The sequence below is a fragment of the Mesorhizobium sp. M0408 genome, assembly GCF_040321495.1.
Classification (GTDB): Bacteria; Pseudomonadota; Alphaproteobacteria; order Rhizobiales; family Rhizobiaceae; genus Mesorhizobium.
In genome coordinates this window covers 1-20,486 of record NZ_JAMYRO010000024.1, presented here as the reverse complement: position 1 = coordinate 20,486, position 20,486 = coordinate 1, and the positions used below count along the sequence as shown (strand labels likewise).

Annotated in this window: 19 protein-coding genes; 11 read left to right on the top strand and 8 right to left on the bottom strand. The window is 62.3% G+C overall.

Annotated elements, in window-relative coordinates; all coding sequences use genetic code 11:
• Positions 1-31 precede the first annotated feature (31 nt).
• Positions 32-238 carry a hypothetical protein gene (locus tag NKI67_RS24635; protein ID WP_352647387.1) on the bottom strand — a complete coding sequence of 69 codons (207 nt, stop codon included), beginning with the start codon at positions 236-238 and terminating at the stop codon, positions 32-34.
• Positions 239-420: 182 nt separating this feature from the next.
• On the opposite strand from NKI67_RS24635, the gene NKI67_RS24630 reads away from it, so the two are divergent.
• The 5 genes from NKI67_RS24630 (at position 421) to NKI67_RS24610 (ending at position 7,065) form a co-directional block, all read left to right on the top strand.
• On the top strand, positions 421-4,320 hold the full coding sequence (locus tag NKI67_RS24630; RefSeq protein ID WP_352647385.1) for a hydantoinase B/oxoprolinase family protein: 3,900 nt from the start codon (positions 421-423) through the stop codon (positions 4,318-4,320).
• Positions 4,321-4,402: 82 nt separating this feature from the next.
• Entirely contained in the window at positions 4,403-5,647 is a 1,245-nt protein-coding gene (locus NKI67_RS24625; RefSeq protein ID WP_352647383.1) for a BtaA family protein, read from the top strand.
• Positions 5,647-6,312, top strand: a complete 666-nt coding sequence (locus tag NKI67_RS24620) for a class I SAM-dependent methyltransferase (protein WP_352619488.1) — start codon at positions 5,647-5,649, stop codon at positions 6,310-6,312. Before NKI67_RS24625 ends, NKI67_RS24620 begins: the two co-directional genes overlap by 1 nt.
• Before the next feature lie 135 nt (positions 6,313-6,447).
• Entirely contained in the window at positions 6,448-6,744 is a 297-nt protein-coding gene (locus NKI67_RS24615; RefSeq protein WP_352456184.1) for a type II toxin-antitoxin system RelE/ParE family toxin, read from the top strand.
• Between the two features lie 12 nt (positions 6,745-6,756).
• Complete coding sequence (locus NKI67_RS24610) at positions 6,757-7,065, top strand: HigA family addiction module antitoxin (protein WP_352453138.1); 309 nt, start codon at positions 6,757-6,759, stop codon at positions 7,063-7,065.
• Between the two features lie 24 nt (positions 7,066-7,089).
• On the opposite strand, the gene NKI67_RS24605 is transcribed toward NKI67_RS24610, so the two are convergent.
• Positions 7,090-8,469: a serine hydrolase domain-containing protein gene (locus NKI67_RS24605; protein ID WP_352647380.1), complete on the bottom strand. Its 1,380-nt coding sequence runs from the start codon at positions 8,467-8,469 to the stop codon at positions 7,090-7,092.
• 407 nt (positions 8,470-8,876) lie between these two features.
• Between NKI67_RS24605 and NKI67_RS24600 the strand changes: the two genes are divergently transcribed.
• Together NKI67_RS24600 and NKI67_RS24595 are read left to right on the top strand one after the other, a co-directional pair.
• Entirely contained in the window at positions 8,877-9,674 is a 798-nt protein-coding gene (locus tag NKI67_RS24600; protein WP_352638503.1) for a glycoside hydrolase family 25 protein, read from the top strand.
• A gap of 80 nt (positions 9,675-9,754) precedes the next feature.
• Positions 9,755-10,927 (top strand): lytic murein transglycosylase, encoded by a 1,173-nt coding sequence (locus NKI67_RS24595; protein WP_352638501.1) that lies wholly within the window; start codon positions 9,755-9,757, stop codon positions 10,925-10,927.
• A gap of 138 nt (positions 10,928-11,065) precedes the next feature.
• On the opposite strand, the gene NKI67_RS24590 is transcribed toward NKI67_RS24595, so the two are convergent.
• On the bottom strand, positions 11,066-11,959 hold the full coding sequence (locus NKI67_RS24590) for a LysR family transcriptional regulator (RefSeq protein WP_352589424.1): 894 nt from the start codon (positions 11,957-11,959) through the stop codon (positions 11,066-11,068).
• Positions 11,960-12,082: 123 nt separating this feature from the next.
• On the opposite strand from NKI67_RS24590, the gene NKI67_RS24585 reads away from it, so the two are divergent.
• Positions 12,083-12,814, top strand: a complete 732-nt coding sequence (locus tag NKI67_RS24585; RefSeq protein WP_352638500.1) for an SDR family oxidoreductase — start codon at positions 12,083-12,085, stop codon at positions 12,812-12,814.
• A 154-nt stretch (positions 12,815-12,968) separates the two neighbouring features.
• On the opposite strand, the gene NKI67_RS24580 is transcribed toward NKI67_RS24585, so the two are convergent.
• A complete protein-coding gene (locus tag NKI67_RS24580) occupies positions 12,969-14,189 on the bottom strand; it encodes an alanine racemase (RefSeq protein ID WP_352456188.1) in 1,221 nt (406 codons plus the stop codon).
• A gap of 225 nt (positions 14,190-14,414) precedes the next feature.
• Between NKI67_RS24580 and NKI67_RS24575 the strand changes: the two genes are divergently transcribed.
• Positions 14,415-15,332: a DMT family transporter gene (locus NKI67_RS24575; protein ID WP_352638499.1), complete on the top strand. Its 918-nt coding sequence runs from the start codon at positions 14,415-14,417 to the stop codon at positions 15,330-15,332.
• Between the two features lie 36 nt (positions 15,333-15,368).
• Here NKI67_RS24575 and NKI67_RS24570 read toward each other — a convergent pair whose 3' ends face one another.
• From NKI67_RS24570 to NKI67_RS24555, 4 genes are all read right to left on the bottom strand, one after another.
• The gene (locus NKI67_RS24570; protein ID WP_352647377.1) at positions 15,369-15,884 is read right to left on the bottom strand and encodes an RES family NAD+ phosphorylase; all 516 of its coding nucleotides are present in this window, start codon (positions 15,882-15,884) and stop codon (positions 15,369-15,371) included.
• A gap of 174 nt (positions 15,885-16,058) precedes the next feature.
• A complete protein-coding gene (locus NKI67_RS24565) occupies positions 16,059-16,496 on the bottom strand; it encodes an antitoxin Xre/MbcA/ParS toxin-binding domain-containing protein (protein ID WP_352638496.1) in 438 nt (145 codons plus the stop codon).
• 591 nt (positions 16,497-17,087) lie between these two features.
• The gene (gene metF / locus NKI67_RS24560; RefSeq protein ID WP_023676795.1) at positions 17,088-18,005 is read right to left on the bottom strand and encodes a methylenetetrahydrofolate reductase [NAD(P)H]; all 918 of its coding nucleotides are present in this window, start codon (positions 18,003-18,005) and stop codon (positions 17,088-17,090) included.
• Complete coding sequence (locus NKI67_RS24555) at positions 18,005-19,027, bottom strand: ArsR/SmtB family transcription factor (protein WP_352638495.1); 1,023 nt, start codon at positions 19,025-19,027, stop codon at positions 18,005-18,007. The genes metF and NKI67_RS24555 overlap by 1 nt, the downstream gene beginning before the upstream one ends.
• Positions 19,028-19,169: 142 nt before the next feature.
• On the opposite strand from NKI67_RS24555, the gene tsaA reads away from it, so the two are divergent.
• On the top strand, positions 19,170-19,688 hold the full coding sequence (tsaA, locus tag NKI67_RS24550; protein WP_352647374.1) for a tRNA (N6-threonylcarbamoyladenosine(37)-N6)-methyltransferase TrmO: 519 nt from the start codon (positions 19,170-19,172) through the stop codon (positions 19,686-19,688).
• The gene (locus NKI67_RS24545; RefSeq protein WP_292659440.1) at positions 19,688-19,999 is read left to right on the top strand and encodes a DUF2293 domain-containing protein; all 312 of its coding nucleotides are present in this window, start codon (positions 19,688-19,690) and stop codon (positions 19,997-19,999) included. The genes tsaA and NKI67_RS24545 overlap by 1 nt, the downstream gene beginning before the upstream one ends.
• Positions 20,000-20,486 lie beyond the last annotated feature (487 nt).

Genomic DNA, 20,486 nt, shown 5'->3' with positions numbered 1-20,486 from the left:
GAGGCCAGCCTTTCCTTGGTTGCCACATTGACTACTGAGCCGGAGCAGCCGGCGCAGGCGCCGGAGCCGGAGCCGGCTCGGCAGGCTTGTTGGCGTCAGGAGCAGCCGGCTTCATCGTCTGGTCGGATGCCGGCGGGTTGGTGCTCTGCGTCGTGGTGTTGTCGGTGCCGCTGTTGCTGCAGGCGGCAAGGCCAAGCAACGCAAGCGCCGACACCGACGCAAAAATGAGTTTCTTCATGATATCTCTCCTCTAATCACGCCTCCGTTACCGGCGGCGGTCGAGGACACAATGCGTAAGCTGCGCATGAGTTTCGTAACGTTGCATTTCTGCCTGTAACATATTCCAATCATTTGACGATTGCCGGTCAGGGCCTCGCGAGCTAACAGATCGAACAGGGAAAAATCCCGGGAGCCGCCGCAGTGACTGCAAAATGGGATTTCTGGATCGACCGTGGCGGCACCTTCACCGATGTCATCGGCCGTGACCCGCAAGGCGGGCTGCATCCAAGGAAACTCCTTTCGGAAAATCCCGAAGCCTATGCCGACGCTGCCATCCAGGGCATTCGCGATTTGCTCGGCGTCCAACCCGGCGCTCCAATCCCCTCCGCTCTGATCGGCGATGTCAAGATGGGCACCACGGTTGCCACCAATGCCCTTCTCGAGCGCAAGGGCGACCGTGTGCTGCTGCTCATCACCAAAGGCTTCCGCGATGCGCTGAGGATTGCCTATCAGGCCAGGCCCGATATCTTTGCCAAGCAGATCATCCTTCCCGAACAGCTCTATGAGCGTGTCGTCGAGATCGACGAAAGGATTCGCGCCGACGGCAGTGTCGAGCGCCTGCTCGACATTGCTTCGGTACGCCCGGCTATTGAGCAAGCCAAGGCGGATGGCATCGATGCGGTCGCGATCGTCTTCATGCATGCCTGGAAACATCCCGATCACGAAAAGGCAGTTGCGAAGGTCTGCAGAAAACTCGGATTTTCGCAGGTCTCGGTCAGTCACGAGGTCTCGCCGCTGATCAAGCTGGTCGGCCGCGGCGACACCACCGTGGTCGACGCCTATCTGTCGCCGATCCTGGCAAGGTATGTGCAAAGGGTTGCCGGTGAGCTGGGCGTGGCTCCAATCTTCCCCCTCGTGGGGGAGATGTCGGCGAAGCCGACAGAGGGGGGCGCTGTCCCGCCAGCATCTCAGCATCTTAGTGACGCCAATCATGACACAAAGCACCCTACGGCGCCCCCCTCTGCCCTGCCGGGCATCTCCCCCACAAGGGGGGAGATCGGCCAATCTCCTCGCCTCATGTTCATGATGTCGTCGGGCGGCCTTACCGCCGCCGACATGTTCCAGGGCAAGGATGCGCTGTTGTCCGGCCCGGCCGGCGGTGTCGTCGGCATGGTCGAGACGGCAAAACTCGCCGGTTTCGGCAAAGTCATAGGCTTCGACATGGGCGGCACCTCCACCGATGTCGCCCATTACGATGGTGACTACGAGCGCGCCTTCGACACCGAGGTCGCCGGCGTGCGCATCCGCGCGCCGATGATGCGCATCCACACCGTTGCTGCAGGCGGCGGCTCGATCCTCCATTACGAGGCCGGCCGCTTTCGCGCCGGGCCGGATTCGGCCGGCGCCAATCCCGGCCCGGCCGCCTATAGGCGCGGCGGCCCGTTGGCCGTCACTGACGCCAATGTCATGCTGGGCAAGCTGCAGCCCGAGTTCTTCCCGGCTATTTTTGGACCGGGCCAGGACGAACCGCTCGACGTCCAGACGGTTCGCGAAAAATTCACCGCACTTGCCGCCGAGATCGGCGACGGCCGCTCGCCGGAAACCGTCGCCGAAGGGTTCATCACCATCGCCGTCGAAAACATGGCCAACGCCATCAAGAAGATTTCGGTGCAGCGCGGCTACGATGTCACCGAATACCTCCTGAACTGCTTCGGCGGCGCCGGCGGCCAGCACGCTTGCCTGGTCGCCGATGCGCTCGGCATGGAGGCGGTGCTGATCCATCCCTTCTCAGGCCTGCTCTCGGCATACGGCATCGGCCTATCCTCTGTATTTGCGTCACGCCAGCAGGCGCTGCTGAAGCCGCTGGCGGACAATTCCGGGCCAGCGATCGATGAACTCATCGCAACGCTGCGCAAAGCCGTCATCGACGAACTCGCCGCGCAAGGCATCAGCGAAGACGCGGTCGCCTCGAGACCGGTGCTGCAGATCCGCTACGACGGCACCGATACCGCGCTGCCTGTGAACTTCGGGCACGGCTCGATTGCGCAGGCCAAGGCGGACTTCGAACTGGCGCACAAGGCGCAGTTCGGTTTCGTCTACGACGACAAGCCGATGATCGTCGAATCGGTCGGCGTCGAGGGTACCGATACCGGCGGCACCGGCCGCGACGAAAGCGATTCAGTTGTTGAAGACATGGCCGCAAGTCCTTCCGGGAACCGGAAAATCTTTGTCGACGGCGTCTGGCGCGACGCCGGCATCTTCCCTCGCGAAACGCTGAAGCCTGGTAACAAGATCGCCGGCCCTGCTTTGATCATCGAGCCGAACCAGACCATTATCGTCGAGCCGGGCTGGCAGGCCGAGATCACCGCCAAGGACCACGTATTGATGCGGCGCGTCGAGAAGAAGCGCCGACAGGCCGCACTCGGCACCGAAGCCGATCCGGTGATGCTGGAGGTCTTCAACAACCTGTTCATGTCGATCGCCGAACAGATGGGCGTAACGCTGCAAAACACTGCCTATTCCGTCAACATCAAGGAGCGGCTCGATTTCTCCTGCGCCGTCTTCGACCGGAATGGCGCGCTGGTCGCCAACGCACCGCATATGCCGGTGCATCTCGGCTCGATGGACCGCTCGGTGGAGACCATCATCCGGCTCAATTCCGGCGACATTCACCCCGGCGACGTCTTTGCGCTGAACGCACCTTACAATGGCGGCACCCATCTGCCTGATATCACAGTGGTGACGCCGGTGTTTTCCCTCCCCCTTGAGGGGAGGGTGGCCGCGAAGCGGCCGGGTGGGGTCCTCGCAGAAGGCACCACAAATGCGTCGAGCACTGCCGCAACGACCCCCTCCGGCGGCTTCGCCGCCACCTCCCCCTCGAGGGGGGAGGAGATCCTCTTCTACGTCGCCTCGCGTGGCCATCATGCCGACATCGGCGGCACCGCGCCCGGCTCGATGACGCCGCTTGCCACAACCGTCGACGAGGAAGGCGTGCTGTTCGATAATTTCCGCATCGTCGATCGCGGCCGGTTCCGCGAGAAGGACCTGGAGACGCTACTCACCAACCACCCCTACCCGGCGCGCAATCCGCACCAGAACATCTCCGACCTCAAGGCGCAGATCGCCGCGAACGAAAAGGGCGTCGCCGAGCTGCGCAAGATGGTCGCGCATTTCGGCCTCGATGTCGTCGAAGCCTATATGGGCCATGTCCAGGACAATGCCGCCGAAAGCGTGCGCCGCGTTCTGGAGCGGCTGCCCGACAGTTCCGAATACGAATATCCGACCGACACCGGCCAAATGATCAAGGTGAAGATATCGGTCGACCGGCGGAAGCGCGAAGCGACCGTCGACTTCACCGGAACGTCGCCGGTGATGAAGAACAATTTCAATGCGCCAGAGCCAGTCGCCCGAGCCGCTGTGCTTTATGCCTTCCGCGTCATGGTCGAAGACAACATCCCGATGAATGCCGGATGTCTGCGGCCGATCAACATCGTCATTCCCGACGGCTCGATGCTGAAGCCCGCCTATCCCGCGGCAGTCGTCGCCGGTAACGTCGAGACCTCGCAGCACGTCACCAACGCGCTGTTCGGCGCCATGGGCGCGATGGCCAATGCGCAAGGCACGATGAACAATCTCACCTTCGGCAACAAGCAGTACCAGTATTACGAGACGATCTGCTCGGGCTCGCCGGCTGGCCGGATGAACGACGGCCGCGGTTTTGCCGGCACCTCCGGCGTCCACACCCATATGACCAATTCGCGCCTGACCGATCCGGAAGTGCTGGAACTGCGTTTCCCGGTATTGCTCGAGGATTTTCATATCCGCGAAGGCTCCGGCGGCGAAGGCAAATGGAATGCCGGCGACGGCACCGGGCGCACCATCCGCTTCCTCGAAAAAATGGAATGCGCGATCCTGTCCTCGCATCGCAACCGCCCGCCGCGGGGACTGGACGGAGGCGGCGATGGCGAGGCCGGTTCGACCAAGGTCCGCCGCAAGACCGGCGCGATCGAGACGCTGAAAGCCTGCGATCAGACCATCCTCGACGCTGGCGAGGCGGTCATCGTGACGACGCCGACCCCAGGTGGATTTGGCAAGGCCTGAACTCGCGTCAACAGGCTGTCACTGGCCTGTCATCACCCTGCGCTACCCGCTTGCGGCAAAGCAAACGGGGAATCGCCTTGCCATGACGGACATTTCTGGGGACCTGGTTTTTCGCCGCGGCAAGGAAGTCGGCAAGGCCGTCTACCAGAACCGCCCGCTGTCGAAAGCCGGCATCTCCGAGCGCCTGTTCGCCTTCCTGTTCTCCGGCCTCGTCTATCCGCAGATCTGGGAAGACCCCGAAATCGACATGGACGCGATGCAGCTCGGGACGGGCCACCGCATCGTCACCATTGCCTCCGGCGGCTGTAACATCCTTGCCTATCTCACCCGCTCGCCGGAAAGGATCGATGCCGTCGACCTCAACGCTGCCCATATCGCGCTGAACCGCATGAAGCTCGAAGCCGTCCGTCACCTGCCGTCGCAGGGCGACCTGTTCCGTTTCTTCGGCGCGGCTGAGACCGGGCACAATTCACAGGCCTACGATCGCTTCATCGCACCGCATCTCGACCCGGTCAGCCGCCATTATTGGGAGCGCCGCAACTGGCGCGGCCGTCGCCGCATCGCCGTCTTCGACCGCAATTTCTACCAGACCGGCCTGCTTGGCCTGTTCATTGCGATCGGCCATCGCACCGCAAAATTCTTCGGCGTCGACCCGGCCGGAATCATGGACGCCAAGACCATCGCCGATCAGCGCCGCTTCTTCGACGAAGAGCTGGCGCCGGTCTTCGAAAAACCGCTGCTGAAATGGGCGACCTCGCGAAAGGCTTCGCTGTTCGGCCTCGGCATTCCGCCGGCCCAGTACGATTCGCTGATCACCTCGGGTGACGGCACCATGGCCAGCGTGCTGAAGGCACGACTGGAAAAGCTCGCCTGCGATTTTCCGCTGAAGACCAATTATTTCGCCTGGCAGGCTTTCGCCCGCCGCTACCCTGATCCGGGCGAGGCCGCCCTGCCCGCCTATCTCGAAAAGCGCAACTACAAGACGATCCGCAACAATGTCGATCGCGTTGCCATCCACCACGCCAATCTGATCGAGTTCCTTGCCCGCAAGGATGCCGGCTCAGTGGATCGCTTCGTGCTGCTCGATGCACAGGACTGGATGACCGACGACCAGCTCAACGAGTTGTGGGCCGAGATCACCCGAACCGCCTCCACCGGCGCCCGCGTCATCTTCCGCACCGCAGCGGAACCCAGCCTGCTGCCCGGCCGCGTCTCGAATTCGCTGCTCGATCAGTGGCGCTACGAGAACGACGCCTCGCGCGAGTTTTCGGCGCGCGACCGCTCGGCCATCTATGGCGGCTTCCATCTCTATGTGAAGCGGTCCTGATGAGCACGACCGACTTGCCGGCCAGCCATGCCGAACTGATGGACGGCGTCTACCGCTGGCAGCGTCATATCTACGACCTGACCCGCAAATATTATTTGCTGGGCCGCGACCGGCTTATCGCCGGACTGGATGTGCCGGCCGGCGGCACCGTGCTCGAGCTCGGCTGCGGCACCGGCCGCAACATCATCCTCGCCGCCCGCCGCTATCCCGGCGCGCGCTTCTTCGGCCTCGATATTTCGGCCGGGATGCTGGAGACGGCCACCGCCGCCCTCGCGCGCGAAGGCCTCTCCGGCCGCGTCACGCTGGCGCGCGGCGATGCCACGAATTTCGACGCGAAAGCGCTGTTCGGCGTCGAAAGTTTCGACCGCGTCTTTGTCTCATATTCGCTGTCGATGATCCCCGGCTGGGAAAAGACGGTATCCGCGGCTCTTGCTGCTCTGTCACCGGGTGGCTCGCTGCATGTCGTCGATTTTGGCCAGCAGGAAGCCTTGCCCAGCTGGTTCCGCAAGCTGTTGCGCGGCTGGCTGAAAAAATTCCACGTCGAGCCGCGTCAATCGTTGCGCGCGATTCTGGATTCGGAATCTGCAAGAGTTGGCGCAAGCGTTCGATTCAAAACACTTTATCGCGGCTACAGCTGGCTCGCCGTGAGCAAGATCGCCATCTAATATCAATTTTGCCGTGGAAGGTTTTGGGGCTCCAATCCTAAATGAGGGCCGTGGCTGAAATCAGTTAATTGGCTAAATCACACATTGCCATATGACCCAAGGAGTGGTACATTATCTCCTCGCCGGAAGCATGGGATGATCATCGGCTTTAGAGATGGATGGCTGCGGGCTTTCTTCGTGGACGACACCCACTCCCGCAATATTCCGTCCGATCTCGAAAGCCGCTTGTTCCGCAAGCTCCAGATGATTGACGACGCGGCGATCGATCAGGATTTGCGAGTGCCGCCCAGCAACCATTTCGAGAAGTTGCGCGGCAATCTCGAAGGCTTCCATTCGATCCGTGTCAACAAACAATGGCGGCTGGTCTTCCGCTGGGACGGGGGCCGGGGCGAGGCGTCGGACATCTATCTCGACGACCACAGTTATATATAAGTGAGGTGAGACATGTTGATGACCGCACGCAAGCCAGCAACGGTTGGCGAAATTCTTACGGAAGAATTCATGCAACCACTCGGCCTGACACAGGCGGCTTTGGCCGAAGCTATGAGCGTCCAGCGCAAGCATGTGAACGAATTGTGCAACGGCCGCCGCAACGTGACGGCGGCTACCGCGCTCATTCTGGCGCGGGTGTTTGGCAACAGCCCGGATTTCTGGTTGAACGTCCAGCGCCGTAACGATCTTTGGACGGTTATGAACTCACCCGACGAGCGGGCGCGTGTTGATCGCGCCAAGCCTTTGGCGACAGCCGCATAGACAAGACTGCGACCGCCGCATTCCTCAGTGTAGCGCCTTCGTCAGCGCCGCTACCATCGCCTGCGGCCGGTAGCCGAGCCTGGCCGGCGTCAGCCCGAGCCGCACCACAACCAGCTGCTCCGAGGGGATGATGGCAACCGTTTGCCCATCATGCCCCTCCATCCAATAGGTATCCTTGGGCAGGCCGGCGGCAGTGCCGGCGCCGGGGTTTTCTTCGTCGCCCGGTCCTTCGATCCATAATTGCCCATTGCCGTAGACCTTCGAGGCAGTTGCCGGTTCCCGCATCCAGTCGACGAAGTCGGCGGGCAGGATCTCCTTGCCGTTCCAGACGCCGCCCTGCAGCAGGAACTGGCCGAAGCGCGCCCAGTCGCGTGCCGTGGCGTAGAGGTAGGACGAGCCGACGAAGGTGCCGTGCTCGTCGGCCTCAAGCACAGCGCTCTGCATGCCGAGCGGATCGAACAGCGCGGTCCTCGGCCACGCCAGTGCCTTGTCCTTGTCGCCGATTGCGTCCTGCCACAGCCTGGACAGCATCACCGCCGTGCCGCTCGAATAGGAAAACACCTTGCCGATCTCGCCGGTCAGCGGCTTGGATCCGGCAAAGCCGGCCATGTCCGGTTCGAGGTAGAGCATGCGCGTCACATCGGCGACGTCGCCGTAATCCTCGTTGAATTCCAGCCCGCTCGACATCGCCATCATGTCGGCGAGGCTGATCACGGCACGGCCATCTGCTTGCCAGGGTCCGAACAGCCGCTGGTTGGTCATCGCCAGCTTGCCGTCCTTCACCAGCGTGCCGACGATCGCCGCATTCACCGTCTTGGTCATCGACCAGCCCAGTAGCGGCGTCTTTTCGGAAAAGCCGTCGCCATAGCGCTCTGCGACGATGCGGCCGTTCTTGACCACCACGACCGCCCGCATGCCGGCGCCGGTCGACGCTGGATCGTCGAGGACTTTCGCGACCTCGGGATCCTGCGAGGCATCGGCCTTGTCGCCCTCCGGCCAGATCAGATCGGGCAGCGGCGCCGCCGCTGGCGCGGCTCCCGCGATAGCCTTGGCGGCGGCAATATCGCCGTCGGGAACCGAGGCGCAGCCGAGCCCGTCGCGCGCAACCGCGACACTTTTGCCGAGCACACCGAACAGGCCGGCCGAAACCGTTCCCTTCTCCTTGTCGACCGACACTCTCATCAGCTTCAGCAGCGGATGACCCGGCGCCTGCACATCGACGGCAAGCACATCGTCGGCGTCTCGCCCGGCGATGAAGACGTTCGAACAGACGATCTTGGCCGCATAGCCGGAACCGACGCGGATCAGTTCCGGCGGCGCAAAATACAGCCAGCCGGCGAGTACAGCGGCGGCCAGCACAGCCAAGCCGAGCAGCCATTTGACGAACTTCAAAAGGATCTGCATTTTGAGTTCCCCCGGGCGCGCTCGATCTATGTCATCGATTTGCCGCCATTGTTTCGGCAAAATCGCGGCTCTTGTCGAGCGCCGTCAACCGAATATCAACCATGATCGGCGATCACAGGTGAATGTCGCCCAGAAGTGCGCAGCGGTTTTGGGACAACGACATGCATAGACAAAAGAGCTAAGCGCGTCGAAGCGACGCGCTTAGGACAGACCGGGCGATCCTGTGGGGTGACCGTCCGGCGGGGCTTGAATGCATGCGTCCCAAAACTGCATAACGGTTTGGGAATGCATGAAACGAAGATCCAGGCGCGTCGCGTAAGTCGGTTTCAGACACGCTGCGCCCGGTCGAGGGGGCACCCGCGGAAAGACCCATCAGCGGCCGGCTGAAACCGGCTCGGGAAGTAGCGATGCGCCGTTTCGCGGTCCTCATCACGCTGATGCTGCTTGGCGCCTGCTCGACGGTCGAGGATCTGACGCCATCGCTGTCGTCGTCCAGCGCCCCGACGGTTGCGGTACGCGCGCCGCGTTTTGCCGATTCCGACCCGCATGAATGGGATAGCGGCGCACCGTGGAGCTATGCCGTCCACGGTACCGACGTCTCCAAATACCAGACATCGATCAACTGGCCGGCGGCCAGGGCCAGCGGCATCTCCTTCGCCTTTATCAAGGCAACCGAAGGCGGAGACCGTTTCGATGAAGCTTTCAACGAGCATTGGAGCCGCACCAGGGCCTCGGGCATCCCCCGTGCCGCCTATCATTTTTTCTACTTTTGCACGCCGGCCGCTACCCAGGCGCGCTGGTTCATCCAGAACGTGCCCAAAGACGGTTCGGCGATGCCGCCGGTTCTCGACATGGAATGGAACCCGAAATCGCCGACCTGCAAGCTGCGGCCAGATGCCGCCACGGTACGCAGCGAGATGAGCACATTCCTCGAAATCGTCGAAAAACACTACGGCAAGAAGCCGATCATCTACACGTCGGTCGACTTCTTCGAAGATAATGGTTTATCGGGCTTCCGCGGCTACCCCTACTGGCTGCGCTCCGTCGCCGGGCACCCGCACCAGAAATACGGCAGCCATCCCTTCACCTTCTGGCAGTATACCGGAACGGGTGTCGTGCCGGGCATGGCCGGAAACGCCGACATCAGCGTCTTCAACGGCTCCGAAGCCGCGTGGAAGAAGTGGTTGCGGCAGAACACCCGTTGACACCAGGCCTGCCGCCTGCTTTTCGACACAGCCAATGACGGATGCCCGCAACCGCTGGTAATCTTCTCGGAAGGATGGCGATGCGATCGCGCTTTGGACTTCTCGCGGCGCTGCTCCTGAGCGCCGTGCCGGCCGCGGCACAGCAATGCGGCGGCGATTTCGAGGCATGGAAGCAGGGCGTGGCGGCGGAGGCCAGGGCGGCCGGCGTCGGCGCTGCCGGCCTTTCTGCGCTGGAAAACGCCACCCTCGATGAAAAGGCGCTGGCACGCGACCGTGCCCAGGGGGTCTTCACCCAGACCTTCATCGAATTCTCGAACCGCATGATCTCGTCCCATCGGCTGAAGCAAGGTGCGGCCAATCTGCAAAAATATGCCGAGGTCTTTGTCCGCGCCGATCGCGAATACGGCGTGCAGGCGCCGGTCATCGCCGCTTTCTGGGCCCTGGAAACCGATTTTGGCGCCGTGCAGGGCGATTTTCATACGCTGAACGCGCTGGTGAGCCTCTCGCATGACTGCCGCCGCCCGCAGCTGTTCCGGCCGCAGATCGTCCCGCTGCTGATGTTGATCGATCGCGGCGTGGTGCCGGCCGACGTGACCGGTGCCTGGGCCGGCGAGATCGGCCAGACGCAGATGTTGCCTTCCGACTATCTCGGCCACGGCGTCGACGGCGACGGCGATGGCTTGGTCGACCTGCGCGGCAGCGCGCCTGATGTGATCATGAGCACGGCCAGCAAGATCCAGTCGCGCGACTGGAAGCGCGACCAGCCCTGGATCGAGGAAGTCCGTGTGCCCGACGATTTGCCGTGGGAGCAGACGGGGCGCACCAACAAGCTGCCGTTGACGCAGTGGGCGCAGTGGGGCGTTACCAGGCCCGACGGTACGCCGCTTCTCGACAACGGCCTGAAGGCCGGCCTGGCGCTGCCCATGGGTCGCAAGGGGCCAGCCTTCCTGACCTACGACAATTTCGACGTCTATCTCGAGTGGAACCAGTCCTTCACCTATGCCCTGACCGCGGCAAATCTTGCCGCCCGGCTGGGGGGCGCGCCGCGATTCGATCCGCGCAACCCCGAACCCGGCCTCAACGGCGACCAGATGAAGGTGCTGCAGACCAAGCTCGAGGCGAAAGGCTATGACGTCGGCACCGTCGACGGCATATTGGGCACCAACACCCGCGAAGCGATCCGCAAGGAGCAGAAGCGGCTGGGCCTGCCGGTCGACGGCTGGCCGACGCCGGAGCTGCTCGACAGGCTGTGAGGGTGGTGAATGGTGAATGGTGAATGGTGAATGGTGAAAAGGAATAGCACCGGAGCCGCACTGAGCACCAGAGGTTACTACTATTCACTATTCACTATTCACTATTCACTATTCACTATTCACTATTCACTATTCACATCACCGCCTGGCAAGCAGGAAATCGATGAACGCTCGCAACGGCGCCGGAACCTGGCGGGAACTCGCGTGATATAGATAAAAACCCGGAAATCTCGGCGACCAGGCGTCGAGAAAGCGGATGAGCTTTCCCGCTTCGATCCATGGCCGGACCTGATATTCCAGCATGTACGCCACGCCGACCCCATCCAGAACCGCCCCGATCATCAGTTCCGTATCGTTGATCGTCAGGCCGCCGCTGACGGCCACTTCCAAAGCACGTTGGCCTCGGGCGAACTCCCACCGGTAGATGTTGCCGCCGCTGGGCCACTGGAAATTGATGCACTGGTGGTGATGCAGGTCCGCGGGGTGACGCGGTATCGGGTGATGCTCCAGATAGCTCGGCGCCGCCACTGCGGCCATCTCGAGTTCCTCGCTGAGTTTCACCGCCACCATGTCCTTGTGCAGCCGCTCACCCAATCTGATTCCGGCATCGAAGCGGCCCTCGACGATGTCGGTGAGCATGTCGTCGACAATGATTGTGAGGGCGATATCGGGATAGGCGCGGCGGAAATCGCCGAGGATCGGCGCGATGAAACGCGTGGCGGCAATGCGCGGAACATTGATGCGCAGCGAGCCTGCCGGCCGGCCGCGTGATGCATGCGCGTCGGCGACGGCCCCTTCCAGTTCGCTGAACGCCGGTGCGATGCGGGCAAACAGCTTCTCGCCCTCAGCCGTCGGCGACATGCTGCGCGTGGTGCGGTTGAGCAGGCGGACACCGAGACGCTCTTCCAGCCCGCGTATCGTCTGGCTGAGTGCTGGAGGCGAAATCCTGAGCTTGGCCGCGGCGCGGACGAAGCTGCCCTCTTCGATGATTGCTGCAAATGCCGTGAGTTCGGAAAACTCGGTTCCGCGCATTATGTACCCCAGGCTTAACAAGTCAGTAAGATAATAGGCTATTCTCTGAGCAATACCATGCCCATAGCTTTCCCTGGAACGCCGCTCGATCGAGGCGGCCGTAATCAGACGGAAGGAACAGCCATGCATCGTCCACTCGAAGGCAAAACCGCACTTGTGACCGGCAGCTCGCGCGGCATCGGACGCGCCATCGCCGAGGGGCTCGCGGCCAAGGGTGCTGCCGTGGTCGTCAACTATGTCGGCAACGAGAAGGCCGCCAGGGAAGTGGTTGCCTCTATTGAAGGGAATGGCGGAAAAGCCGTTGCCATCCAGGCGGATGTCTCCAGCATTCCCGACATTCGCAAGTTGTTCGACGAAACCGAAAGGCAGATGGGGCCGATTGACATCGTCGTCGCCAATGTCGGCGTCGCCGTCATAAAGCCGCTCGTCGAGGCCACCGAAGCGGATTTCGATCATGTCTTCGGCGCCAATGCCAAGGGCACCTTCTTCACGCTTCAGGAAGCGGCGCGCCGCGTTCGCGACGGTGGCCGCATCATTGCCGTCTCCACCGGCGGAACCAGGATGTTCTTCACGCAGACGGCGCTTTATCTCGGCAGCAAGGGCGCCGTCGAGCAGTTCGTCCGCGTCCTCTCGCGCGAACTCGGCCCGCGCTCCGTTACCGTGAATGCGCTTTCACCAGGCTTCACCGACACCGACCTGCTCCCCGAACGGGACCGCGCCGTGGCCGCCGGCATGTCGCCCTTCGGCCGGATCGGAGCACCGCACGACGTCGCCGATGTCGCGGTTTTCCTGGCTTCCGACGAAGCTCGCTGGCTGACCGGCGAGAATATCCAGGCCGGCGGCGGAGTAGCCTGACTGAATGGTGAATGGTGAATGGTGAATGGTGAATGGTGAATGGTGAATGGTGAATGGTGAATGGTGACAATTCACCGAAGCGGACGGAACGCAAGAACTACTTCTATTCACTATTCACTATTCACTATTCACTATTTTACTTATTCACCATTCACTAATCCGCCATCGTCTCCAGGCTGGCAAACCCCTGCGGCGCATCGCCTTCGTCGAATGGCGTCGCCACCTCGACGAAAGTGTCGGGATAGAAGCCGTTGAACCGTGTTCGGAGCGACAGCGAATAGGCGCCGATATGGCCGATCTCGATCCAATCGCCGGTATCGACGGTTTCGGGCAGCCAGAACGGCCGCGACAATATATCGACGGAATCGCAAGTCGCGCCACAGACCTTGAACGGCACGATGGTCTTGTCCTCGCCATTGCGCGAGCGGATCGCCGGATCGGGGATGAAGCGTGCCGGCAGCGTGATCTTGCCGGTCCATGAATCCGACAGCGACGCCCAGATGCCGTCATTGATGTAGAGCCTTTTGCCCTTGCGCAGCAGCACGCGCACGATCAGCGACAGGCAGCGCGCCACGATCACCCGGCCCGGCTCGGCCACCAGCGGCATCTGGTCGAACTGATACTCCTGGAGGTCGCCCGACAGCCGCGACATGATCTGGCCGAGCGACGGCATTTCCGGCTTGCGGCTGTTCGGATCATGACCGTATTCGGCGGGAAAGCCGCCGCCGACATCGAGCCCGGCAATGTCGAAACCGACGCGGTTGCGCACCCAGTCGGCGGAGGCCAGCGCCCGCTCATAGGTGTCGGGATCCTCGATCTGGCTGCCGACGTGAAAGCACAGCCCGACCTTGTAGCCCGTCCGGTTCAGCCGTTCGGCCAGTTCGACCGCATTGGCCGGTCCGGCGCCGAACTTCTTCGACAGTTCGTAGGCCGCCGAGCCTTTCGTCTGGATGCGCACGAACACGGTGATGGCGCCCGGATCGATGTCGAGCGCCCGCACCACCCTGGTCAGCTTGGTGACCTCGTCCTCATGGTCGAGCGAAATGACGCGGATGGCGTATTTTTCCAGCGCCAGCCTGATGTCCGACTGCGCCTTCACCGGGTGCATGTAGAGCATCTCGGCGTCCGGCGAGACGGCGCGCACGGCGGCGAATTCGCCGGGCGAGGCCACATCGAAGGCACCGACGCCGGCCTCGACCAGGGCGTTGAGCACGATCCGCTCGCCATTGGTCTTGACCGCATAGGCGGTCTTGCCGGGAAACATGCCCATGAACTGTTTGGCGTCCGCCTTCAGCACCTGCGGGCGGAAGCAATAGATCGGATCGTCCGGGCGAAGCGCCAGCGCTGCCTCGCGGGCATTTTCGAATCGCTGCATGGACGAATCCCTTGACTGAGGCTGCGCACAATTAATCCAAGCTAGCGGCTAATGAAAACAATTCTATGTCTCGCCGCCCTGGCTTCGCGGCGCTACGCCGGTGCTGCAGGCCGGTTATGAGCGAGCTAGGCCATCGCTCAGGTTTCGGGTGGCCCTTGCGGCCGGATCGGGTATGGCGTGAACAGACGCCTGAAGAGCAAGGCATCTCGTCTGGGAGGACGACCAATGGCGATAGCTGCCACCACCACGATGCGCGGTCCGATGGTGCTCAAGGACTGGGCGCAGCTTCTGCTGCTCGGCGCCGTCTGGGGCGGTTCGTTCTTCTTTGCCCGCATTGCGGTGGCGGAACTTCCGCCGCTGGTGCTGGTGCTGTTTCGCGTCACCATCGCTGCGATCGCGTTGCAGCTCTATCTTGCGGTCCGCGGCCCGTCGTTTCGCCTCGCCTTGCCGCATGCCGGCCTGTTCTTCCTGCTGGCGCTCGCCAACAATGTCATTCCTTTCTCGCTGATCTTTGCCGGCCAGACCGAGCTTGGCGCCGGTGTCGCCTCGGTGCTCAATTCGACGACGCCGTTCTGGACGCTGATCCTCGCCAACGCCCTGACCAGCGACGAAAAGCTGTCGTGGAACAAGCTTGCCGGCATCGCCCTTGGTATCGCGGGAACGGCGGTGATGATCGGCCCCGGCCTCGTCGCCGGGCTCGGCGGTCCGGTCTGGGCGAAATTCGCGCTCATCGGAGCGTCGCTATCCTATGCGGCTGCACTGATGATTGCCCGCCGCCTCAAGGGCGTGCCGTCACCGGTCATTGCCGCCGGACAATTGACCTGCTCGACCATCATCATGATCCCGGTCGTTCTGTTCACCTATGATGCCGCCAATCTGTTTTCGGCCTCGCCGCCGGTCTGGGCGGCGGTGCTGGCACTGGCGCTGCTGTCGACGGCCTTCGCCTACATCCTCTATTTCAATCTCGTCGCCTCGACCGGCGCCACCAACGCCTCGCTGGTCACGCTCATCGTGCCGGCCAGTGCCATCCTGCTCGGCTTCCTGTTCCTGGGCGAGCGGCTCGAACTGTTCGAACTCGGCGGCATGGCGCTGATCGCCCTCGGCCTCGTCACCATCGACGGTCGCCTGTTCGGGCGGCGTTAGAGATGGCGCAGCGAAGTTGTCGCTCCCGATCGTGCGCTATTTGGGCGTGATCGCGGGAACAGATGAACCCTGCCATTCCAGACGCCAGATACCGCCTTGCCGGAGATTCTGAACGAGATCGGGAAGGAAGGCGGCAAGGCAGGTCCCGCCGACATGTCTCACGGAAGGATACACAAGACCGCTCGCGGCGTCTTGCTTGCGGAGTTGCTTCGCCAGCGCCTGACCGGCAGGATAGGCTAAGGCGGTATCCGGATCGAGCACCGGGTCCTTGCTGAACTCAGCACCGCGCAGATCGTGAAACGAGCCTATGAAGTCGGCAACGAGCTCCGCGTAGTCGGTGACGTTTTCGAACCGTTCGATCGCGGCAAGCTCGCGCGTCAGATGAAACGAGACCTCGCCGAGCGCGGTTTCCGCATCGAACCCACAATACCAGACGCCCCTGGCATCATCGTTGAAACGATTGCCGCCCGGACGGGTGTAAGCGAACGCCGCATTGATGAAGGTGTAGCCCGGTCTCCCGAAAACCAGTTCGCGCGGATCGAGGTCGGGCAATCCCCCTTGCTGCGCCTGAAGGCGGCCGCTGGTGGCTCCTTCGAGCTCCGCAAGGTCCTCCAAATCTCCATGATTCCTGGCCAACGGCATCAGGACCGGTTCCTTGAGCCTGCCTGTCGAAATCAGCCGGATCGTGTCGCGCTGGGAAATGTCCGCGCGTGATGGGATCTGCATTCAAAGTCCACCGCGCAAAGCGTCGATATGTTGGCGAACCTGCAGCAGCCTCGGAATGCCGCCCTCGATCATCACGTCCAGGGGGCGCCGGCCACCATAAAGAGGCCCTTTGTTCGGCAACCGCACCCATTCATCGGCAAGCCCTTCGGAAAACAGAAGCCGCAGTCCCTTGAAGATGCCGATCAGGGCGCTGATGCGTGTCAGCGAATCCTGGGAGAGAACGCCCTCCCACTCGCCTTTCTTCATGCGGAACCAGGTTCTCTCCGACACGTCGCCAATCAAGGTACAGGTCTCGGTGCTGGTCAGATGCCAGATGTCTGCGAGCCTGACGATGCCGGCAACAGCAGCTGGCGTGATCCGCGCCCGTGCCGAGGCATCCGCCAGATTTGCCGGCAAAGCCTGATTTGCAGGATCGCGAACCGCATAAGCGACACTCATTCCGACCTCCATCACTTGGCAGGCAACATACTGCCAATTGGCAGCATATTCAAGTCCTGGGCTATCCTCGCAACGCGCTGCTGCCCATCGCAGTGCAGCACCCGGTTGGATATGCAAAGGACGCTCCGACGCTTCGAATCTTCAGTCGGTCCGAAAATCGATTTCCGATTTCTGGCGCGGTAGCGCTGCCATTCTCGTTACTGCCCCGGCTTTGCCACAAATTATTCACAGGTCCCGAGCCGGCTTTTGACAAAGAGTTTCAATGCCTAACGGCAAACGGCAGGTCGCAAATTCCACAATCTCGTCGCATTGCAGCAAAGTTTCTGCTTGCCTGTGGCACAAATGACCCTAGACTCTCGCCATAGCTCTTTAAGAGGAGGCTATGACATGGGACTGACGAGGCCGATCAACGCATTGATGATTTGTGCTGCGTTTGCATTCATCGGCGCCCTCATTATGGGCGTTCTTCCATAAGGCCGCTGAGCGGGGGAAGACCAGCACCGAATACTCCAAACCATTAAAAAGGCCGGGCATTTTGCCCGGCCTTTTGCATTCCCCCGATTTTTGACATTCAAAAAGGAGCTTGCCGCCTTACGCCGCGGCTGATCCCGCCGCCTCGACTTCGTGCGACCTGATGCCGATCATGTGGCAGATGGCGAAGACCAGATCGGCCCGGTTCATCGTATAGAAGTGGAAATCGCCGACGCCGCGCTCGACAAGGTCCAGCACCTGCTCGGCCGCCACGGCCGATGCCACCAGCGCATGCGTTTGCGGATCGTTCTGCAGCCCATCGAAACGCTCGGCCAGCCATGCCGGCACCAAGGCGCCGCACCGCGCCGAAAAGTTGGCGACCTGGGTGAAATTGTGCACCGGCAATATGCCCGGCACGATCGGTATGTAGATGCCGGCCCGCCGTGCCCGCTCGACATAGCGCTCATAGAGATCGTTGTCGAAGAAGAACTGGGTGATCGCCCGCGTCGCTCCGTTGTCGGCCTTGCGCTTCAGCATGTCGAAGTCGGTGGCGAAATCCGGACTCTCCGGATGTTTTTCCGGATAGGCCGAGACCGATATGTCGAAATCGCCGGCGCCCTTCAGCGCATCAACCAGTTCGGCGCCATTGGCATAGCCTTCCGGATGCGGCCGGTAAGCCGCGCCGACGCCCTCTGCCGGATCGCCGCGCAGGGCGACGAAACGCTTGACGCCCATATCGGCGAACTCCCGGATCACCGCATCGACCTCGTGACGCGCCGCATCGACGCAAGTCATGTGCGCCGCCGGCGTCAGCGTCGTTTCATTGAGGATGCGCTTGACGGTGCGGGCCGTCCGCTCGCGGGTCGAACCACCGGCGCCATAGGTGACCGAGACGAATTTCGGCTTGAGCGGCTCAAGCCGGGTGACCGTGTCCCACAGCCTTGCTTCCATCTCATCGTTTTTCGGCGGAAAGAACTCGAACGAAACCCTGACCTTGTCGCCGATGTCGGGGCGGCGGGAGAAGCGGAACTGGTTCATCAGGCGGTTTCCCCTATCGGATACGCATTGGCCGGTTGTCTGTCGTTGGAAGGCTCGGCAATCAGCATGCGCCGGTCGCGGCCGAGCCAGAGTTTGACGGTGAGCTTGGCCTCGTTGCCGCCGCGCGGCTCGAATTCCTGGCTGTCCTCAAGGTCGAGGCCGGCCTCGGAAAACCAGTCGCCAATCTGCCGGTCGGAAAAGCCGAGACGCATATGCGCGTGCTCCTCGCGCAAGAACTCCAGCGCGTGCGGCGCGAAATCGACGATCACCAGCCGGCCGGCCGGGCGCAACAGACGCGCCGCCTCGCGGATGGCGCGGGCGGGATCGTCGAGATAATGCAGCACCTGATGGATGGTAACGAGATCAAAGGCGTCGCGTTCGACCGGTGGCGCAAAAATGTCGCCCTGGCGCACTTGCGCATTCGAAACGCCGGCCTTGTCGAGATTGGCGCGCGCCACCGTCAGCATCTCGCGCGACATGTCGATGCCGACACCGCGCCGATAGAGCGGCGAAAATATCTCGAGCAGCCGTCCGGTGCCGGTGCCGAGATCGAGCATCGACTGGAACGGCCGCTTGCCGACGAGCTTGATGAGAGCTGCTTCGACCGCGCGATCCGGCACATGCAGCGAGCGGATATGGTCCCAGCTTGCGGCGTTTACCGAGAAATATTCGGCAGCCCGGTCCTGCCGCTTGCGCTTGACCGCGGTCAGCCGTTCGAGATCACGCTCGACCTGCGGATCGGCGCCGCGGATGCCGGAGACCAGCCTGAGCACGAAATCGCGCGACGCGTCGGAATCCGATAGCCGGAAGAACGCCCACGAGCCCTCCTGGTAGCGGCCGATCAGCCCTGCCTCCAGCAGCAATTTCAAATGGCGCGAGACGCGCGGCTGCGACTGGCCGAGGATTTCGGTGAGGTCGGACACGGTCAGATCGCCGCGCGACAGCAGCGCCAATATGCGCAGCCGGCTGGATTCCGCCGCCGCCTTCAATGTATCTACCATCGTGTCGAGAGCGACATGCATGCGAGCATTCTCTTTGAAAAGATATAAACATATGTTTATGTCGGTTTGGATAGGCTTGCAAGCGCTATGTCGCTTCCGGACAAGAAAATGACGCATGCGTGGCGGATCGCGCAAAAACGGACGCATGATCGGGGCGAGAACCATGTTCGAAACGCGCAGCGGCGAAAAGCTCCTGGAAACCGACCCGGCAACGATGCCGCCGGATGGCCATGTCGTCTTCATCGGCCGCATCGCTTCGCCTTGGATCACGCGGGAGACCTGCCCCAAGAACATGAAGGCAGCGCGGGAGATGGGACAGCCGGCGGTTCTCACGATCGATCCGCTCTATCGGGACGGCCTGCTTGGGCTGGAACGCGCTAGCCACGTCATCATCCTGTCCTGGCTGCACCATGCGCCGCGGCAACTGATTGTCCAGAAACCCCGCCATGCCACGGAGCCAAAAGGCGTCTTTTCGCTGCGCTCCCCTGCCCGGCCGAACCCAATTGGGCTGCATGTCGCCGGGCTGGTTGCCGTCGACATCGACACCGGCCGCCTCGATCTCGATGCCATCGACGTGCTCGACGGCACGCCGGTCATCGACATCAAGCCTTATTTCGCCTCGACCGATGCCTTTGCCGATGCGACCATCGCCGGGCGGGACGAGCCAGGGCCGGTGGAGTGATGAGCGCGCCGACCGGCCGCCGCCGCGCCATCGCCAAGGCGCTGACAGCGCTGCTGCCGCTGGCGCCTTATGCCGACATGGAAAAGATCCGTGCCGATGCCGGCGCCGTGCACATGAAGAGCTTGCCGCCGAGCATTGCCGTATGGCTGGCGACGATTGCGCATATTCGCCACGCCCACACCGACTACGAAAAGCTGCTCGCCGAAGGCTATGACCGCGATTCCGCGCGCTTCTTCGTCATCGAGCAGACCAACATCGTGCTGACCCGCTGGCGCGCCACCCGGCTGCTCGATGATGAGGATGAGGCGTAGAGAATGGCAGGCACACGCGTCGAGTTCTGCGCTCTTCACCGCTGTGATTAGCGAAATCGAGAGGTGACGGCCAATCTCCCCCCAAGTGGGGGAGATGTCCGGCAGGACAGAGAGGGGCTGTCCAGGGCGCTGTCCCGCCTCACGTCGGCAACTTCGGAATCTCAAAACAAAAAAACCCGCCTCGGTGGGCGGGTCGTTGGAGCCAAATGGCACCATACCCAAATTAGTAGCATAGCTGCCGGCACAAAGCAAGAACAAAGTTGCTGTGTTTTAGGGAAATCGCTTCAGGTTGGCATCGCGGCTTCATTCCAGCTTGGGTTCCTCGCCCCCACGAAAGTGGGGGAGAGGTGGCTCGGCGAAGCCGAGACGGAGAGGGGGAACCGCGCTCTACGAAGGCCCCCTCTCCGGGGGGGGGGCGGCCGCCCCCACCCCCCCCGCGCGGGGGGGGGGGGTGCGCAAAGGTACCGCGGCGGGGGTAAAAAAAGGG

Bases quoted from the DNA above. Each gene is read 5' to 3' on its own strand.
- NKI67_RS24555 (WP_352638495.1), bottom strand. From the start codon at position 19,027: ATGCATGTCGCTCTCGACACGATGGTAGATACATTGAAGGCGGCGGCG.
- NKI67_RS24635 (WP_352647387.1), bottom strand. From the start codon at position 238: ATGAAGAAACTCATTTTTGCGTCGGTGTCGGCGCTTGCGTTGCTTGGC.
- tsaA (WP_352647374.1), top strand. From the start codon at position 19,170: ATGTTCGAAACGCGCAGCGGCGAAAAGCTCCTGGAAACCGACCCGGCA.
- metF (WP_023676795.1), bottom strand. From the start codon at position 18,005: ATGAACCAGTTCCGCTTCTCCCGCCGCCCCGACATCGGCGACAAGGTC.
- NKI67_RS24610 (WP_352453138.1), top strand. From the start codon at position 6,757: ATGTTGATGACCGCACGCAAGCCAGCAACGGTTGGCGAAATTCTTACG.
- NKI67_RS24595 (WP_352638501.1), top strand. From the start codon at position 9,755: ATGCGATCGCGCTTTGGACTTCTCGCGGCGCTGCTCCTGAGCGCCGTG.
- NKI67_RS24620 (WP_352619488.1), top strand. From the start codon at position 5,647: ATGAGCACGACCGACTTGCCGGCCAGCCATGCCGAACTGATGGACGGC.
- NKI67_RS24605 (WP_352647380.1), bottom strand. From the start codon at position 8,469: ATGCAGATCCTTTTGAAGTTCGTCAAATGGCTGCTCGGCTTGGCTGTG.
- NKI67_RS24615 (WP_352456184.1), top strand. From the start codon at position 6,448: ATGATCATCGGCTTTAGAGATGGATGGCTGCGGGCTTTCTTCGTGGAC.
- NKI67_RS24590 (WP_352589424.1), bottom strand. From the start codon at position 11,959: ATGCGCGGAACCGAGTTTTCCGAACTCACGGCATTTGCAGCAATCATC.
- NKI67_RS24565 (WP_352638496.1), bottom strand. From the start codon at position 16,496: ATGAGTGTCGCTTATGCGGTTCGCGATCCTGCAAATCAGGCTTTGCCG.
- NKI67_RS24585 (WP_352638500.1), top strand. From the start codon at position 12,083: ATGCATCGTCCACTCGAAGGCAAAACCGCACTTGTGACCGGCAGCTCG.
- NKI67_RS24575 (WP_352638499.1), top strand. From the start codon at position 14,415: ATGGCGATAGCTGCCACCACCACGATGCGCGGTCCGATGGTGCTCAAG.
- NKI67_RS24600 (WP_352638503.1), top strand. From the start codon at position 8,877: ATGCGCCGTTTCGCGGTCCTCATCACGCTGATGCTGCTTGGCGCCTGC.
- NKI67_RS24625 (WP_352647383.1), top strand. From the start codon at position 4,403: ATGACGGACATTTCTGGGGACCTGGTTTTTCGCCGCGGCAAGGAAGTC.
- NKI67_RS24545 (WP_292659440.1), top strand. From the start codon at position 19,688: ATGAGCGCGCCGACCGGCCGCCGCCGCGCCATCGCCAAGGCGCTGACA.
- NKI67_RS24580 (WP_352456188.1), bottom strand. From the start codon at position 14,189: ATGCAGCGATTCGAAAATGCCCGCGAGGCAGCGCTGGCGCTTCGCCCG.